The sequence below is a fragment of the Allocoprococcus similis genome (assembly GCF_054660775.1).
Map to the genome: position 1 here is coordinate 50,820 of NZ_BAAHSG010000006.1, position 15,605 is coordinate 66,424.

A 15,605-nucleotide genomic window follows, 5' to 3' on the forward strand; every position below is an offset into this window, starting at 1 on the left:
GAAATAACAGGGAAACAGTAAGAAATTACTGTTTCCCTGTTTTTCATAGTTTACTGTTCATAGCGTACCATTTCGCGCCGCAGTCTCTGCATAATTTTCTTTTCAAGTCTTGATATGTAAGACTGGGAGATCCCAAGAAGATCGGCCACTTCTTTTTGCGTTTTTTCTTCCCCGTCGGGTGTCCCAAGTCCGAATCGCATCTGTACGATTACCCGTTCCCTGTTTGAAAGCCGTCCGATGGCTTTTCCAAGAAGTTTGTGTTCTGCTTCGGTTTCCATATCACGATAAATGGTATCTTCTTCAGTTCCAAGAATATCGGAGAGAAGAAGCTCATTTCCATCCCAGTCAACATTGAGCGGTTCATCGATGGAGACCTCCAGTTTGGTCTTGTTATTCCGGCGCAGATACATGAGGATCTCATTTTCAATACAACGGGAGGCATAGGTGGCAAGCTTGATATTTTTCTCTGGATTGAAGGTATTGATTGCTTTGATCAGTCCAATCGTGCCGATGGAGATCAGGTCTTCTACGCCCACACCGGTATTGTCAAATTTTTTCGCTATATATACAACCAGACGCAGGTTATGTTCAATAAGAAGCTTCTTTCCTTCTTCATCCTGCACGCCTCCGAGAAGGGAAATGGCATGCCCCTCTTCTTCACTGCTAAGTGGGAGTGGCAGGATATCTGTCCCTCCTATGTAATGGATTTCCTGCTTTTCCGGGAAGAAAACACTGCGGAAAGAGGGAATCATTTTCAATTTAAAACAATCTGAAACAGCAACTTTTATCATCATTATAATCCTCCTAACAATCTTCAGGATGCAATAGCATTTCATATTTTCCGTTTCCAAAATTCTTCTGTTCGGAAATACCGATCAGTGGAGAATGGATCCAAAATTCAGATTCTCCTGTTATTTTCATTTTCTTGACAGAAAAAACAGGAAGAATACCGGTCGTCTTCTGTATAGTCTGGTACGGGATGTACCGGAGCCTTCCAGGTGAGATCTGGGAAGAAATCTTCTGACAGGCGTTTTTGCTGATAATATGAACCGGCTTCCCGGTCAGTGGATCAGAAAGATGATTGCCACTGTCCAGAAAGGCTTTCAGATGAAAATCTTTTCCATTTACAGTTAAAATCACATCATAACTATGATCTTGTGATCTCCATAGTTTCTTTAGAAACAAAAGCCCATGATATAAAAGAAAAAAACCACAGATGCCAAGGGTGAAAAGAAAAGATGTAATCCGGAAAAATTTTCCAAAATAAAGACGGAGACAGCTCATGATACCTCCAAGGAGAAAGCTTGCAAGATAGAGCAGGATCCATGCTTTGAAAAAAACGGGAAATGTCCGGATTTTCAATCCGATCACTGTCATACAGGAATTTACCAGGAAAAACAGCAGGATATACCGGCTCCATACCGGGCATGGAAAAAATAAAATGACACAGGTCAGTAGTGAACCGGTAAAGGAACCGGCAAGAAGACTTCCATAAGTGGCAGAACATGGAAATACTTTTTTTACTGCCAGAAGAATCAGAAAATCCATCATCATATTTTCCAGAAACAATACATCCAGATATACTTCATACTGCATAGTCTTATCCTTCTTTCTCTTTAGCTGCTAAATAGATTTGGTACTTAAGCATGCTTTATTATAGAAAAGATGTGTTTCAGATTTTGTCAGAAGATGGAAAAAGCAGAATAATTTTATTCGACATGCTAAAATGCTGGATTTTTTATAAGAATTGTCGAAAAAGACAGGAAAAGACCGGCGTTCCATGTCGGAAGCCGGTCTCTGGAAAGATAAGATTGGTATTTATCTGTCGTCACGATCCCATTTGTCAGCAAGATTCTGGATCTGTGACTCGAATTTTGCAAGATCTTTGTTTGCAAGACCTTCATTTTTAAGCACAACATCCATGAGGTGTTTGGCTGCTGCAACCACGCGGTTGAATGCAGTAAGAGCACGTGCTTTGGCTGGCTTTTCAACTGCTTTTTTCGGAAGCCTGATACCTTCAGAAAGTATGGTATCGGTTGCGAGATCAACACAGCCTCCGGAGTATGGTGCAAATGCCGGAATGCCGAAACGGTCTGTGATGGTAGCAGCGAAAGAATCTGTAACCGAATCCTCTCCATGTACAACAAAGATGTGGGATGGTTTCTCTTTGATTCCATCAATCCAGTTCAGAAGACCATTCATATCGGCATGTCCGCTGATTCCTGCAAGTACTTCAATACGGGCATTAACTTCTACATTTTCGCCAAAGAGCCGGACTGATTCCGGTTTGTTTTCGACAAGCTTGCGGCCAAGAGTGCCAACTGCCTGATAGCCTACGAAGAGGATCGTGCATTCTTTTCTCCAGAGGTTGTGTTTCAGATGATGGCGGATACGGCCGGCTTCACACATTCCGGAAGCAGAGATGATTACTTTTGGTTTGTCATTGAAGTTGATCATTTTAGATTCTTCACTGGTGATCGTGGTTTTCAGTCCCTGGAAAAGAAGAGGGTTGATTCCTTTATTTATCAGAGCCATTGCATCCTCATCAAAGCAGGACTGTACATTTTTCTGGAAAACGTTGGTTGCTTCGATCGCCAGAGGACTGTCTACATAAACCTCAAAATTCTGATATTCCGGCAAAAGATTATCTTCTTTGATCTCACGGATAAAGTATAAAAGCTCCTGGGTTCTTCCTACTGCGAAAGATGGAATGACTACATTTCCACCTTTGGCAAAGGTTTCGCGCAGGATTCTGGTAAGATCCTTAATATAATCCGGTTTTACAGTAGAATGGATCCGGTTTCCGTAGGTGGATTCGATGACAAGATAATCGGCAGAGTCCACATTCTGCGGATCTTTGATGATCGGCTGATCGATATTGCCGACATCTCCGGAAAATACGATTTTTTTGCTTACACCGTCTTCCGTAATCCAGACTTCAATGCAGGAAGAACCAAGCAAGTGACCGACATCTGTGAAGCGAAGCTTGATTCCTTCACAGAGCTGAATTGTCTGGTTATAATCGATCGGCGCAAGAAGTGCAACTGCATTCATGGCGTCCTGTACAGTATAAAGTGGTTCATAAAGCGGAGCACCTGAGCGGAGTGCCTTCCGGTTCCGCCATTCTGCCTCGGATTCCTGGATATGTGCACTGTCACGGAGCATGATGCTGCACAGATCAGAGGTGGCGAATGTACAGATGATCTCGCCTTTAAATCCATTCTTTACTAGCAGAGGAATCTTGCCGGAATGGTCAATGTGCGCATGTGTTAAGAGGATATAGTCGATCATGGAAGGATTGATCGGAATTTCCTGATTCTCATACAGATCAGGTCCCTGTTCCAGTCCACAGTCTATTAGAATATGTTTTCCACACGCTTCAAGATAATGGCAGCTTCCAGTTACTTCATGGGCGGCACCGATAAAAGTAAGTTTCATATACTCAACCCCTTTGCGAATAATTTATTTTTATTTTCCAGTAAATTCCTATAGAACTTCCTGGGAAATAGCAGGCACTATGTGCCAGAGATGCGCACTCGCGCGAAGATGTAGATGTCGCAGGCGACCACGCTCGGCGCGAGAATGTGTCAGGGCACATTCTTTTTCCTTTTTTATATATTATACTATAATTTCACGTAAAATGATAGAAAATCAGACAATATTACTAAAATGTATATTCTTTCAGAAGAGTGCGAAAAAAGTCAAGGAGCGATATTTTTTATATTTCAGTGGAAATCGAATAAATAAAAATGGTTTTGAGAAAAATTTATACCAGTAAAGATTTGGAGGTTTATTGAGATGGTACTTAATAAAGTAGAAATCTGTGGTGTAAATACAGCAAAGCTTCCCCTGCTTAGCGACAGGGAAAAGGAGGTGCTTTTTGAGAAAATCAAAGCGGGGGACGAAGAGGCTAAAGAACAGTATATCAAAGGAAATCTGCGTCTGGTACTCAGTGTGATCAAACGCTTTTCGGGAAGCAGTGAAAATCCGGATGATCTGTTTCAGATCGGATGCATCGGACTGATCAAGGCGATCAATAATTTTAATCCGGCACTGGAGGTCAAATTTTCAACTTACGCAGTCCCGATGATCATCGGTGAGATCCGGAGATTTATCCGGGACAATAATTCGATCCGTGTCAGCAGATCACTCAGGGATACCGCATATAAAGCAATTTACGCGAAAGAAAATTATGTCAAAGTAAACCAGAAAGAACCTACCGTTCAGGAAATTGCAGAGGAAATCGGGATCGCAAAGGAAGAGATCGTCTATGCGCTGGATGCGATCCAGATGCCGGTCAGCTTAAATGAGCCGGTATATAATGATAATGGAGATGCTATGTATGTGATGGACCAGATCAGTGACAAAAGGAACAAAGAAGACAGATGGGTGGAGAATCTGTCTCTTCAGGCGGCAATGGATCGGCTCGGAAAAAGGGAGAAGCATATTATCAGACTTCGTTTTTTTGAAGGAAAAACGCAGATGGAGGTAGCAGAAGAAATCGGAATTTCCCAGGCACAGGTAAGCCGCCTGGAAAAGAACGCACTCAGGGCTATGCGACAATATCTGCGAAGTGAATAGAAAAATAGAGATTTCCAGTTGAAATTTGTCAAGGTTCATACTATTATAATCATAGAACAGAAGAACAGGAGAACAGCAATGTATAAAGCGTGTATTTTTGACTTGGATGGAACTTTGACAAATACGCTGGATTCGCTGACTTATTCAACGAATAAGACGTTAGAAGAAATGGGACTTGAGACGATTACCAAAGACCAGTGCCGAAGCTTCGTTGGAGATGGAGCCAGATGTCTTATGGAGCGTGCGCTTCGTGCGTCCGGAGACACAGAGCTTAAGAGGATTGAAGAAGGTATGGAAGTGTACAGCAGAATCTTTGGAGAAAATTGTATGTACCATGTCCGTCCTTATGATGGCGTTGTTCAGATGTTAGATTCACTGAAGAAGAAGGGAATAAAGATTGCAGTATTTTCCAACAAACCACATTTGCAGGCGATCGATGTAGTGGAAAGTACATTTGGAAAAGAATATTTTGACCATATTCAGGGGCAGTCGGGTGAATTTCCGAAGAAACCGGATCCGGAAGGACTTCTGTGGATACTTGATAAATTAGGGGTATCGCCGGAAGAAGGAATATACATAGGGGACTCGGATGTAGATATGAAGACAGGGAAGGCTGCCGGTATGTTTACAGTCGGAGCAGAATGGGGATTCCGGACCAAAGAACTTCTTGTGGAGACAGGAGCAGATGCGACAATTGCACATGCTGAAGAATTGCTTAACTATTTATAGTTCAGATGAGAAGATTTTTCTGTGAGAAAGATAAGGGAGGGTTGCCTGTATGTATGAGTATGATGAAGAATGTCTGCAGACATTCCTGAATATGCAGTCACAGCTTTTTGATGAGCCGGTTGCAGAGACACTGGAAGAAGCAGAAGCATTTCTGGAAGACTGTATGGCGGTTGTTGTAGATTCTATTAAGGATGTGAGAGATTATCTGGATGAAAGCGGAGCGGACATCAGTGGTATGAGTGATGAAGAGCTGGAAGAGGCTTCAGAAGTATTCGCACTTCCGAACGGACAGTATCTGATCGTAGAAGGTTAATAAAAGAAAAAGAGCTGCGGCATCAGTTGTTTGCCGCAGCTTTTTTGAGCGCATCACGGATGGCGTTGACAAGAAGCTGAGAAGTATAGGGACTGTCGGTTGAAATAGTCAGGTTATCAAGAGACTGGGACTTGCAGATCTGATCAGCCAGATCATCGAGAGATGGCTGAAGGAGTGGGTACATGGCAGTTACAGTTTCGTTCAGATTGGAAATGCGGATGGAATCGATCGAAGCGTCTGAGACAGAAACTTCCAGTTCCAGATTTTCGTTTCCAAGTGTGAAAGAAGAGGTATAAACGCCGGGTGTATATTTTTTATCTGATACAGAGGAATGCCGGCTTCCGGAGAACATAAAGAATAAAAGACAGAGGATGATAATACCTAAAGTGGCAAAAATAACGGTATAGATAATTTCTTTCATGTGAAGTACGATAATTTTTGTTTTGGAACTCATAAAGAACCTCCTTAGGCAGTATGGAATTTCGGCATGTAATGCCGCTTAATAAACTATATGAAAAGAAAGAACCGTTTATGCATGAGAAATGCGTGACAAAAGAGAAAGGATTTAGTAGAATCAGGAAAGAGAAAAAGCAGAGGTGAATAGAATGTTTGTAATTGCAGGACTTGGAAACCCGGATGAAAAGTATCAGGGGACAAGACATAATGTTGGATTTGATGTAGTGGACCGTTTGGCGGAGAAATATCAGATAGCAGTCGATACAAAAAAACACCGTGCCCTTATCGGGAAGGGTGTGGTCGAGGGACAGAAGGTAATTCTTGTAAAGCCACAGACTTACATGAATCTGAGTGGGGAGAGTCTCCGCAGTCTGGTGGAATATTACAAGATCGATCCGGAGGAAGAGCTTCTGGTGATCTACGATGATATCAGTCTGGAAGTCGGACAGCTCAGGATCCGCAGAAAAGGAAGTGCCGGTGGGCATAATGGAATCAAAAATATTATTGCCAATCTTGGAACCAGTGTGTTCCCGCGAATCAAGGTAGGTGTGGGAGAAAAACCGAAAGGATATGATCTTGCAGATTATGTTCTCGGAAAATTTTCCAAAGAGGACCGTGTACTTATGGAAGAAGGATATGATCTTGCCTGCGAAGCTTCTGTGCTGATCATGCAGGGAGCGATTGACCGGGCAATGAACGAATACAACCAGAAAAAGAAAGAATAAGAGGAGGCAAAAAGCGATGCATGCACTTACGGCTCCCTTATCTGAACTGGCAGAGATTGAAGAAATCTATGAAGAGCGGGGACGGGAACCGGGAATGCTGCTCCTTTCCGGGTGTGTGACATCACAGAAAACCCATCTGATGTATGCGCTTGGGAAAGGTTATGCACGTACACTGATCGTTCTTTCCAGTGAAGATAAGGCAAAAAAATTATATGAAGAATATCGTTTCTTAAATGAAAATACCAGCTATTATCCGGCAAAGGATCTTCTGTTTTACCAGGCAGATATCCATGGAAAACAGCTGGTCAAACAGCGGATGGAAACTCTGCAGATGATGATGGAGGCAGAAGCAGAAAGCCAGGTCACAGTCATCACAACGATTGATGGATTCATGGATGAACTGCTGCCGGAAGCAGAAGTGAAAGGGGATATCCTGACTATTTCAAATGGTGAAGCAGTGGAATTTGAATCCCTCAAGGAGAAGATCGTAAAACTTGGTTATGACAGGGAAGCCCAGGTGGATGGACCGGGACAGTTTGCTGTTCGTGGTGGAATCATTGATATTTACCCGCTTACCGAGGAATTGCCGATCCGTATTGAATTCTGGGGAGATGAAGTGGATTCGATCCGTATTTTTGATGTGGACAGCCAGAGATCGGTAGAAAATCTGGAGCAGATCGTTATTTACCCGGCGGATGACAGACTGGGAAGTGACAGAAAAGTTTCTTTTATCAATTACTTTGATCCGAAGGACACGCTGGTGTTCCTGGATGAACCGGCCAGGCTTCTGGAAAAAGGACGTCTGGCAGAAAACGAAGTAGAAAAGGCGAGAGAAAATCGTGCAGAAGAAATGGCAAGAACCGGGGAGATGGAAGAAGCCCCGGAGTTTTTTGCGACCGATGAAATCGTAAAATTTCTGAACCGGTTCTGCATGATCGGGATGTGCGCGCTGGAAATGAAATGCAAGCCGTTTTTTGTGAGAAAGCGGTTTGGAATTCAGGCAAAAAGCGTCAACCCGTATAACAGCAGCTTTGAGATGCTGACACAGGATCTCAAAAGACTGAAAAGGAACGGATACCGGGCGGTTCTGATTTCGGGATCCAGGACAAGAGCAAAGCGCCTGGCGGAGGATCTGCGGGATTATGATCTGAGTAGTTTTTACAGCGAGGATCAGGAACGTGAAGTGAAACCAGGGGAGATCATGGTATGCTACGGGCATATAGAAGTCGGATATGAGTATCCGATGATCAAATTTATTGTTATTTCCGAGTCGGATATTTTTGGCAAGACAAAGAAGAAAAAGAAACGGAAAAGTTACGATGGACAAAAAATAAGCAGCTTTTCGGATCTGAAACCGGGGGATTATGTGGTACACGAGAATCATGGACTTGGAATTTACCGGGGAATCGAAAAGATTGAAGTTGATAAGGTGACAAAGGATTATATGAAGATTTCGTATGCTGATGGTGGAAATCTTTATATTCTTGCCACACAGCTTGACCAGATCCAGAAGTATGCCAGTGCAGATGCTAAAAAGCCGAAACTTAACAAACTTGGAGGACAGGAATGGCATCGCACGAAGAGCAAGGTAAAGACAGCAGTCTGGCAGATAGCCAAAGATCTGGTGGAACTCTATGCAGTACGGCAGTCCAAAGAAGGATTTGTCTATGAAAAGGACACGGTCTGGCAGAAGGAATTTGAAGAAATGTTTCCATTTGAGGAAACGGAGGATCAACAGCTTGCAATCGAGGCAACAAAACGGGATATGGAAAGTCCAAAGATCATGGACCGTCTGATCTGTGGGGATGTGGGATTTGGAAAGACAGAGATTGCAATCCGGGCAGCATTTAAAGCAGTGCAGGAGAACAAGCAGGTTGTCTATCTGGTCCCTACTACGATTCTTGCACAGCAGCATTACAACACTTTTGTGCAGCGGATGAAAGAATTTCCAGTAAGGGTGGATCTGTTATGCCGTTTCCGTACACCTGCGCAGCAGAAAAAGACGATTGAAGACCTGAAAAAAGGACAGGTTGACATCATTATCGGAACCCACCGGGTACTGAGTAAGGATGTGTCATTTAAAGATCTGGGACTTTTGATCATTGATGAGGAACAGCGCTTTGGGGTACAACATAAAGAAAAGATCAAAAAACTGAAAGAGAATATTGATGTTCTGACACTTACGGCAACACCGATTCCACGAACACTTCATATGAGTCTGATCGGGATTCGTGATATGAGTGTGCTGGAAGAAGCTCCGATCGACCGTATGCCGATCCAGACCTATGTGATGGAGGAGAATGATGAGATGGTCCGGGAGGCAATCGAAAGAGAAATTTCCCGCCAGGGACAGGTGTACTATGTCTATAACCGTGTCCAGGATATAGCTGAAATGGCAGCGAAGATCCAGAAACTTGTGCCGGATGCAAATGTGGCATATGCACACGGGCAGATGCGGGAGCACAAACTGGAAGACATCATGTATGATTTCATCAATGGAGAAATTGATGTTCTGGTATCGACGACGATCATCGAGACCGGACTTGACATTTCCAATGCCAATACCATGATCATCCATGACGCGGACCGGATGGGTCTCTCCCAGCTTTACCAGCTCCGGGGAAGGGTTGGCAGATCGAACCGTATGGCATACGCATTTCTCCTATATAGAAGAGACAAAATGCTCCGGGAGGTTGCAGAAAAACGACTTTCCGCAATTCGTGAGTTTACCGACCTTGGCTCCGGCGTAAAAATTGCCATGCGGGATCTGGAAATCCGTGGGGCAGGGAACCTGCTCGGTGAAGAACAGCATGGTCACATGGATGCAGTGGGATATGACCTTTACTGCAAGATGTTAAGTGAGGCAGTCCGTCATCTGAAAGGAGAGATTCCGGAAGAAACCTATGCGACAACAGTGGATCTGAATATTGATGCCTATATCCCTGCATCTTATATTCCGAATGAGTATCAGAAACTGGATATCTATAAACGGATCGCAGCAATCGAGACAGAAGAAGAGCAGGATGACATGTTAGAAGAACTGATCGACCGTTTTGGTGATCCTCCGCGCAAGGTACAGCAGCTTCTGATGATCGCACAGCTGAAAGCAAAAGCACATGCAGCTTATATTATTGCGGTAGAGCAAAAAGGGGATGAGTACAAATTTACCATGTATGAGAAAGCAAAGGTAAATGTAGCAAAGATTCCGGATCTGCTTGCAAAATATAAAGGAGAACTGACCTTTAAGGCAGATACGGAGAATCCATATTTTATTTACTGCAAACGCAGAAAAAATAAAAAGGAAAAAGCAGAACAGATTCTCGAAAATACAGGGAAAATTGTTGAAGATATACGGGAACTTGTCGAAGAATAATGTGTATTTTTTATGAAAAAGATTGCCAGTAGTGGAAAAAAACGATATACTATACGAGTGCACGATGAAGAATCATGCACGATGGAGAGAAGATCAAGGAGGAAATTTTATAAATGAAAAAAAGAGTGGTTGCCTGTATACTGGCAGTTGCCTGCATTGCATCTTTAAGTGGATGCGGCAGTAAGTTCAACGGGCAGAATACAGTAGCGGAAGTTGGAGATGAAAAAGTTACTGCGGATGTAGCGAACTTTTTTGCAAGATATCAACAGGCACAGTTTGAGACAACATATGGAAGTTATCTGGGAGATGATTTCTGGGATAAGGAAGTTTCAGATGGAAAGACTTATGAACAGAATTATAAGGATTCAATCATTGATACCCTGGAAGAATTGTATATCCTGGATGAACACAAGGATGATTATAAGGTTTCATTAAGCGATGATGATACGAAAAATATCGAGGATGCTGCGAAAAAATTTGCTGACAGTAATGACAGTGATACAAAAGAGGCAGTATCGGGCGATGAAGAGACAGTAAAAAAAGTACTGGAGCTTCTGACAATCCAAAATAAGATGGAAACAGCTATGACCGCGGAGGTAGATACAAATGTATCTGATGAGGAAGCTGCACAGAAGAAAATGCAGTATGTGCTGTTCTCTACAAAGACAACGGACAGTGATGGAAATTCGACAGATATGTCAGATGACGAAAAAGCAGAAGTGAAAAAGAAAGCAGAAGATTTCCAGAAAGATGCGGCTTCGGCAGAAGATTTTTCTGTATTTGCAACAGCAGCAGGAGTTTCCGCAACTGATCTGACATTTGATTCTGATACAACTTCACCAAACGAAGATCTGATCAAAGCAGCAGACAAGTTAAAAGAAGGCGAAGTGACAGATGTGATCGAAGCAGACAATGGTTACTATGTTGCAAAGCTGGTCAGCCTTCTTGACCGTGATGCAACGGATACCAAGAAAGAGTCCATTGTATCGCAGAGAAAGAGTGACGAGTATCAGTCGATTTATAAGAAATGGAAAAAGAAAACTGATATTAAAGTACATAAAAAAGTATGGAATACAATCAGTTTTGCTGATCAGGGCGTAACGGTTAAGAGCACGACCGAAGATACAGGCACATCTTCAGACTCTTCATCAAAATAAGCGTCTGACTTAACAACAGGGAAGTACGACAGGAGGAGAGATTAGGATGGAATCAATAGGTATAGTATTGAAGGATATCATGGGAAATAGTGCGGTGTTTATAGCCGGAAAAGAAGCCGTGATTATTTCAGCTGTTTCAATTGTTATATCAGTTCTCATTGGAATTTTAGGTTTGAAGCTGATCCGTGTCTGGAATGCACTGACTGGATTTATTGCAGGGGCACTGCTTGGATTTGCTGTGACATATCTGCTGGGACTGGAAGCTGTTCCGGTACTGATCGCAGCCGGAGTTGCAGGTCTGATCCTTGCAATACTGAACGGTGTATTCAAGAAGTTCGGAGCTTTCTGGGTATGCTTTCTGGGAGCGGCAGGTATAGTACTTGCGATTACAAATGCAGGGAATTGGATCATGCTGGCAGTCTGTGGAGCAGTCGGACTGATTTTCGCAATCCTTGCGATGATCTGGTTTGAACCATTCGTGATCATTGCGACTGCATTAACAGGTGGTTTTGGAGCAGGAATGACGATCTATGATCTGGCAGGTCTGAAAAATGTGATTTTCATGTGGATCATTTCGATTGTGATTACATTTATCGGAATCGTGATCCAGTTTATTATGAAGTCAAGTGAGATTAACAAGAAGCAGGTTCGAAGAGCAAATGCGATCAAGAAAGAGACTTCAAAGGAAGAAGAAATAGAGATGGCAAGAACCATGCTGATCGATCTTGATGAGGATGAAGATGATGACGAATAACTAAGAGTGATGGGAGGATGTATCGGAAAAAGATACATCCTCTTTTGCATATGAGACCAGTAACGATTCTGGTGAGTGCAGGCAATAGAAGAAACTGGTATTTCTTGCAGCGTTGTAAAAAAAGGGGTATAATAAAAATAGTTTCAACGATTTAAGATCTGGAGATGAAAATATGAAGATAGATATGCATTGTCATGTAAGAGAAGGATCAATTGACAGCAAAGTGCCGATTGAAGAATTTATTAAAAAGCTGCAGTCTAAAGGCATTGACGGAATGCTGGTTACAGATCATGACACCTATAATGGATATCGGCACTGGAAGAATACGATCAAAGGGAGAAAATACAAAGATTTTGTCGTATTGAAAGGAATAGAGTATGATACACTGGATGCGGGACACATTCTGATCATTATGCCACAGGGGGTAAAGATGCGTCTTCTGGAGCTGAGAGGGCTTCCGCTTTCGCTTCTGATTGATTTTGTGCATCATAATGGCGGGATCTGTGGACCGGCACATCCATGCGGAGAAAAGTATCTGAGCTTTACCAACACGAAAAGATGGCAGAAAACTCCGGAGCTGATTGAAAAATTTGATTTCATAGAGACGTTCAATGCCTGTGAACCACCGCAGTCTAATGAAGGGGCGAAGTATCTTGCTGAGAAATACGGGAAACCGGGAACCGGAGGAAGTGATGCACATAAGCTGGATTGCGTCGGTATGGGGTATACGGAATTTCCGGTGCGGATTGAGACAGAGCTGGATTTGATCCGGCAGATCAGGGAAAAAGAAGAAATCCGGTCCGGTGGAGAGTATTATACAAAGACGACAAAAGATAAGATTGGAAAACTCAATAAGCTACTGATCTTTTCTTTCTGGTTTTATAACCGGGGTGGTGCACTTCTGAAAAAGCATACGCGTAAAAAGAAGATCAATAAAGAACAGCCACTTGATGCGATCGATCCGATTGAGATCCCGTATCTGGACAAGATTAAGAGAAAGCATTGAAATTAGAATGCTTAAGGATAAAAGAAAATCCATCTTATTCCTTTCATTTGATGAAAGGAACCGGATGGATTTTTTATGGCTTATTTCTTTCAGTTTGTTTCTCGGATCTTTAAAGGATGCTCTTTAAAAGCGGAGAAAGCAACTTCTGTACACCAGCTTAAAAAGGCATATATAAAGAAGCACTGAAATAAATAATATAGATGCTGTGCAGTGATAAAAAAGCCTCATTGAGTCTGCTGAAAAAAATGTGTAATCCTTTTTACTATATACAGAAAGGAAAGGTGTGTAAACGAAAAAATGTGCTATACTGAAAACATGACATGGAAGGAGCTGGTAAGATGCTGGAAGAAATGATGCCAAGATGGGTTCCGACAGAAACAGTAAACGGATTTGAAATCTGTCCCGGACTGTACCGGGATGAGGGGGCGACTGCATTTCAGTCGGCAGTTAATTTTACAGTACATTCAAAGGGAGCTGTGACTTGTGAACTTCTTTTATTTCATAGGAAGGAACAGGAGCCGTATGCAGTGATTCCATTTCCGGAAAATTGTCGGATCGGGGATGTATTTTCCATGATGGTATTTGGGCTGGATATTGAAGAATTTGAATATGCGTACAGGCTGGATGGACCGTGGAAACCGGAGGAAGGTCTGCTGTTTGATAAAAAGCATATTTTGCTGGATCCTTATGCAAAGGCGGTTACCGGGCAGAGTATATGGGGGAAAGCACTGAATACCGGAGGATACCGCGCCAGAGTAGTCCGGAATAATTTCTTCTGGGGCAGTGAAAAGCCCGATAAGATCCCGATGGAAAAACTGATCATCTATGAGATGCATGTCCGGGGATTTACGAAGATGGACAAAAGCGTCCGTTATCCGGGAACCTTTGCCGGAATTAAGGAAAAGATCCCTTATCTGAAAGAGTTGGGGATCAATGCGGTGGAATTGATGCCGATCTTTGAATTTGATGAGCTGCAGGGAAGCAGGGAGGTTGACGGAAAGAAACTGATCGATTACTGGGGCTACAATACGGTTAGCTTTTTTGCACCGAATACGAGCTATGCGGCATCAACGGAATACAACCGGGAAGGGGTAGAATTAAAAGAACTGATCCGGGAACTACATAATAATCAGATTGAGGTGATTCTGGATGTGGTGTTCAACCATACGGCAGAAGGAAATGAATGCGGACCTTTTATCTCATTTAAAGGATTTGACAATCAGATCTATTATATGCTGACACCAGATGGAAAATATTATAATTTCAGCGGCTGTGGCAATACTGTGAACTGCAATCATCCGGTGGTGATCAAAATGATCCAGGACTGCCTGTGGTACTGGGTGGCTGAGTACCGGGTGGACGGATTCCGGTTCGATCTTGCCTCGATCCTGGGAAGAAATGAGGACGGATCACCAATGGAAAATCCACCGCTTGTGAAAAATCTTGCCTATGATTCTCTGCTTGCGGATACAAAACTGATCGCAGAGGCATGGGATGCCGGCGGACTTTACCAGGTCGGAAGTTTTCCGGCATTTCGCAGATGGTCGGAGTGGAATGGGAGATACCGGGACGATGTGCGGGAATATTTAAAAGGAGGCTTATGGGCAGCAGGGGCGGCGCTTCAGAGGATTGCCGGTTCTCCGGATATTTATGATACCAGGATCCGCGGAAAACATGCTTCTGTGAATTTTCTGACCTGTCACGATGGATTTACCATGTATGATCTTTATTCGTATAATCAGAAGCATAATGAGGCAAATGGATGGGGAAATCTGGATGGAAGTGATGACAACCGGAGCTGGAACTGTGGGGCAGAGGGGGAGACCGATCAGGTGATGGTTGTTGAACTGCGCCACCGGATGATGAAAAATGCTTTTGCGGTCCTGCTTTGCAGCAGAGGGACACCGATGTTCCTTGCAGGAGATGAGTTTGGTAATACCCAGTTCGGGAATAACAATGCTTACTGTCAGGATAACGAGATTTCCTGGCTGGACTGGACAAGAAAAGAAAAGTTCCAGGATGTATTTGATTTCTGTGCTTATATGACGGCATTCCGGAAACGCCATCCATCGATCACAGGAGATGCAGGGGCAAGCAGTCTCGGATTTCCGGAAATCAGTTTTCATGGGGAAGTACCGTGGGAGATGGATCTTTCCGGACAGGAGATCCGAACGGCAGCTGTCATGTTTGCGGGATACGATGACAAAAAGGCAAAAGAGGATTGTGTGTATCTTCTGATGAATCCATACTGGGAAGGTGTCTGGGTAGAACTGCCGCAGCTTCCGAGCGGATACAGCTGGCATGTAGCGGCAAATACCGGGGATAAAAAGCAGGAAATTTATCAGAAGCCGGTACGGATTTCGGAGGAAAAAATTCTTGCGGGACCGAGAAGTGTGATCGTTCTGGAGGCAGATCAACAATAAAATGCTATTGACAAGCGGGTACTCTTCCTTTATAGTAAGGGTACTCGTCTTTTATATTCTCTTTTCTGACCTGAAAAGGCAGAAGGAG

The 15,605-nt window shown here is 43.2% G+C and carries 13 protein-coding genes; 9 read left to right on the forward strand and 4 right to left on the reverse strand.

Features of this window, described 5'->3' with window-relative positions; all coding sequences use genetic code 11:
• Window positions 1-50: 50 nt before the first annotated feature.
• From sigE to ACYQ5K_RS02735, 3 genes are all read right to left on the reverse strand, one after another.
• Window positions 51-794: an RNA polymerase sporulation sigma factor SigE gene (sigE, locus tag ACYQ5K_RS02725; protein ID WP_173688523.1), complete on the reverse strand. Its 744-nt coding sequence runs from the start codon at window positions 792-794 to the stop codon at window positions 51-53.
• Between the two features lie 10 nt (window positions 795-804).
• Window positions 805-1,596, reverse strand: coding sequence for a sigma-E processing peptidase SpoIIGA (locus ACYQ5K_RS02730; RefSeq protein WP_173688524.1), 792 nt, complete (start codon window positions 1,594-1,596; stop codon window positions 805-807).
• Between the two features lie 222 nt (window positions 1,597-1,818).
• A complete protein-coding gene (locus ACYQ5K_RS02735; protein WP_173688525.1) occupies window positions 1,819-3,438 on the reverse strand; it encodes an MBL fold metallo-hydrolase RNA specificity domain-containing protein in 1,620 nt (539 codons plus the stop codon).
• A 360-nt stretch (window positions 3,439-3,798) separates the two neighbouring features.
• Between ACYQ5K_RS02735 and sigG the strand changes: the two genes are divergently transcribed.
• The 3 genes from sigG (at window position 3,799) to ACYQ5K_RS02750 (ending at window position 5,623) form a co-directional block, all read left to right on the forward strand.
• Entirely contained in the window at window positions 3,799-4,581 is a 783-nt protein-coding gene (gene sigG / locus ACYQ5K_RS02740) for an RNA polymerase sporulation sigma factor SigG (RefSeq protein ID WP_195230574.1), read from the forward strand.
• Window positions 4,582-4,659: 78 nt separating this feature from the next.
• Window positions 4,660-5,310, forward strand: a complete 651-nt coding sequence (locus ACYQ5K_RS02745) for an HAD family hydrolase (protein ID WP_178025726.1) — start codon at window positions 4,660-4,662, stop codon at window positions 5,308-5,310.
• A gap of 49 nt (window positions 5,311-5,359) precedes the next feature.
• Entirely contained in the window at window positions 5,360-5,623 is a 264-nt protein-coding gene (locus ACYQ5K_RS02750; protein ID WP_008371877.1) for a hypothetical protein, read from the forward strand.
• Between the two features lie 22 nt (window positions 5,624-5,645).
• Here the strand turns inward: ACYQ5K_RS02750 and ACYQ5K_RS02755 are convergent, their stop codons facing one another.
• On the reverse strand, window positions 5,646-6,077 hold the full coding sequence (locus ACYQ5K_RS02755; protein ID WP_459777252.1) for an FMN-binding protein: 432 nt from the start codon (window positions 6,075-6,077) through the stop codon (window positions 5,646-5,648).
• 151 nt (window positions 6,078-6,228) lie between these two features.
• Here ACYQ5K_RS02755 and pth point away from each other — a divergent pair, with 151 nt between their 5' ends.
• From pth to glgX, 6 genes are all read left to right on the forward strand, one after another.
• Entirely contained in the window at window positions 6,229-6,804 is a 576-nt protein-coding gene (gene pth / locus ACYQ5K_RS02760) for an aminoacyl-tRNA hydrolase (RefSeq protein ID WP_178025728.1), read from the forward strand.
• Window positions 6,805-6,820: 16 nt separating this feature from the next.
• Window positions 6,821-10,177 carry a transcription-repair coupling factor gene (gene mfd / locus ACYQ5K_RS02765; protein WP_178025729.1) on the forward strand — a complete coding sequence of 1,119 codons (3,357 nt, stop codon included), beginning with the start codon at window positions 6,821-6,823 and terminating at the stop codon, window positions 10,175-10,177.
• Window positions 10,178-10,290: 113 nt separating this feature from the next.
• A complete protein-coding gene (locus tag ACYQ5K_RS02770) occupies window positions 10,291-11,334 on the forward strand; it encodes a peptidylprolyl isomerase (RefSeq protein ID WP_173688554.1) in 1,044 nt (347 codons plus the stop codon).
• Between the two features lie 46 nt (window positions 11,335-11,380).
• A complete protein-coding gene (locus ACYQ5K_RS02775) occupies window positions 11,381-12,088 on the forward strand; it encodes an ABC-2 transporter permease (RefSeq protein WP_173688555.1) in 708 nt (235 codons plus the stop codon).
• A gap of 172 nt (window positions 12,089-12,260) precedes the next feature.
• A complete protein-coding gene (locus ACYQ5K_RS02780; RefSeq protein ID WP_173688556.1) occupies window positions 12,261-13,094 on the forward strand; it encodes a PHP domain-containing protein in 834 nt (277 codons plus the stop codon).
• 338 nt (window positions 13,095-13,432) lie between these two features.
• On the forward strand, window positions 13,433-15,517 hold the full coding sequence (gene glgX, locus ACYQ5K_RS02785) for a glycogen debranching protein GlgX (protein ID WP_243259141.1): 2,085 nt from the start codon (window positions 13,433-13,435) through the stop codon (window positions 15,515-15,517).
• Window positions 15,518-15,605 lie beyond the last annotated feature (88 nt).

What these genes read in the sequence shown, in the direction of transcription:
- sigE (WP_173688523.1), bottom strand. Translation starts at nt 794, where the DNA reads ATGATGATAAAAGTTGCTGTTTCAGATTGTTTTAAATTGAAAATGATT.
- ACYQ5K_RS02730 (WP_173688524.1), bottom strand. Translation starts at nt 1,596, where the DNA reads ATGCAGTATGAAGTATATCTGGATGTATTGTTTCTGGAAAATATGATG.
- ACYQ5K_RS02735 (WP_173688525.1), bottom strand. Translation starts at nt 3,438, where the DNA reads ATGAAACTTACTTTTATCGGTGCCGCCCATGAAGTAACTGGAAGCTGC.
- sigG (WP_195230574.1), top strand. Translation starts at nt 3,799, where the DNA reads ATGGTACTTAATAAAGTAGAAATCTGTGGTGTAAATACAGCAAAGCTT.
- ACYQ5K_RS02745 (WP_178025726.1), top strand. Translation starts at nt 4,660, where the DNA reads ATGTATAAAGCGTGTATTTTTGACTTGGATGGAACTTTGACAAATACG.
- ACYQ5K_RS02750 (WP_008371877.1), top strand. Translation starts at nt 5,360, where the DNA reads ATGTATGAGTATGATGAAGAATGTCTGCAGACATTCCTGAATATGCAG.
- ACYQ5K_RS02755 (WP_459777252.1), bottom strand. Translation starts at nt 6,077, where the DNA reads ATGAGTTCCAAAACAAAAATTATCGTACTTCACATGAAAGAAATTATC.
- pth (WP_178025728.1), top strand. Translation starts at nt 6,229, where the DNA reads ATGTTTGTAATTGCAGGACTTGGAAACCCGGATGAAAAGTATCAGGGG.
- mfd (WP_178025729.1), top strand. Translation starts at nt 6,821, where the DNA reads ATGCATGCACTTACGGCTCCCTTATCTGAACTGGCAGAGATTGAAGAA.
- ACYQ5K_RS02770 (WP_173688554.1), top strand. Translation starts at nt 10,291, where the DNA reads ATGAAAAAAAGAGTGGTTGCCTGTATACTGGCAGTTGCCTGCATTGCA.
- ACYQ5K_RS02775 (WP_173688555.1), top strand. Translation starts at nt 11,381, where the DNA reads ATGGAATCAATAGGTATAGTATTGAAGGATATCATGGGAAATAGTGCG.
- ACYQ5K_RS02780 (WP_173688556.1), top strand. Translation starts at nt 12,261, where the DNA reads ATGAAGATAGATATGCATTGTCATGTAAGAGAAGGATCAATTGACAGC.
- glgX (WP_243259141.1), top strand. Translation starts at nt 13,433, where the DNA reads ATGCTGGAAGAAATGATGCCAAGATGGGTTCCGACAGAAACAGTAAAC.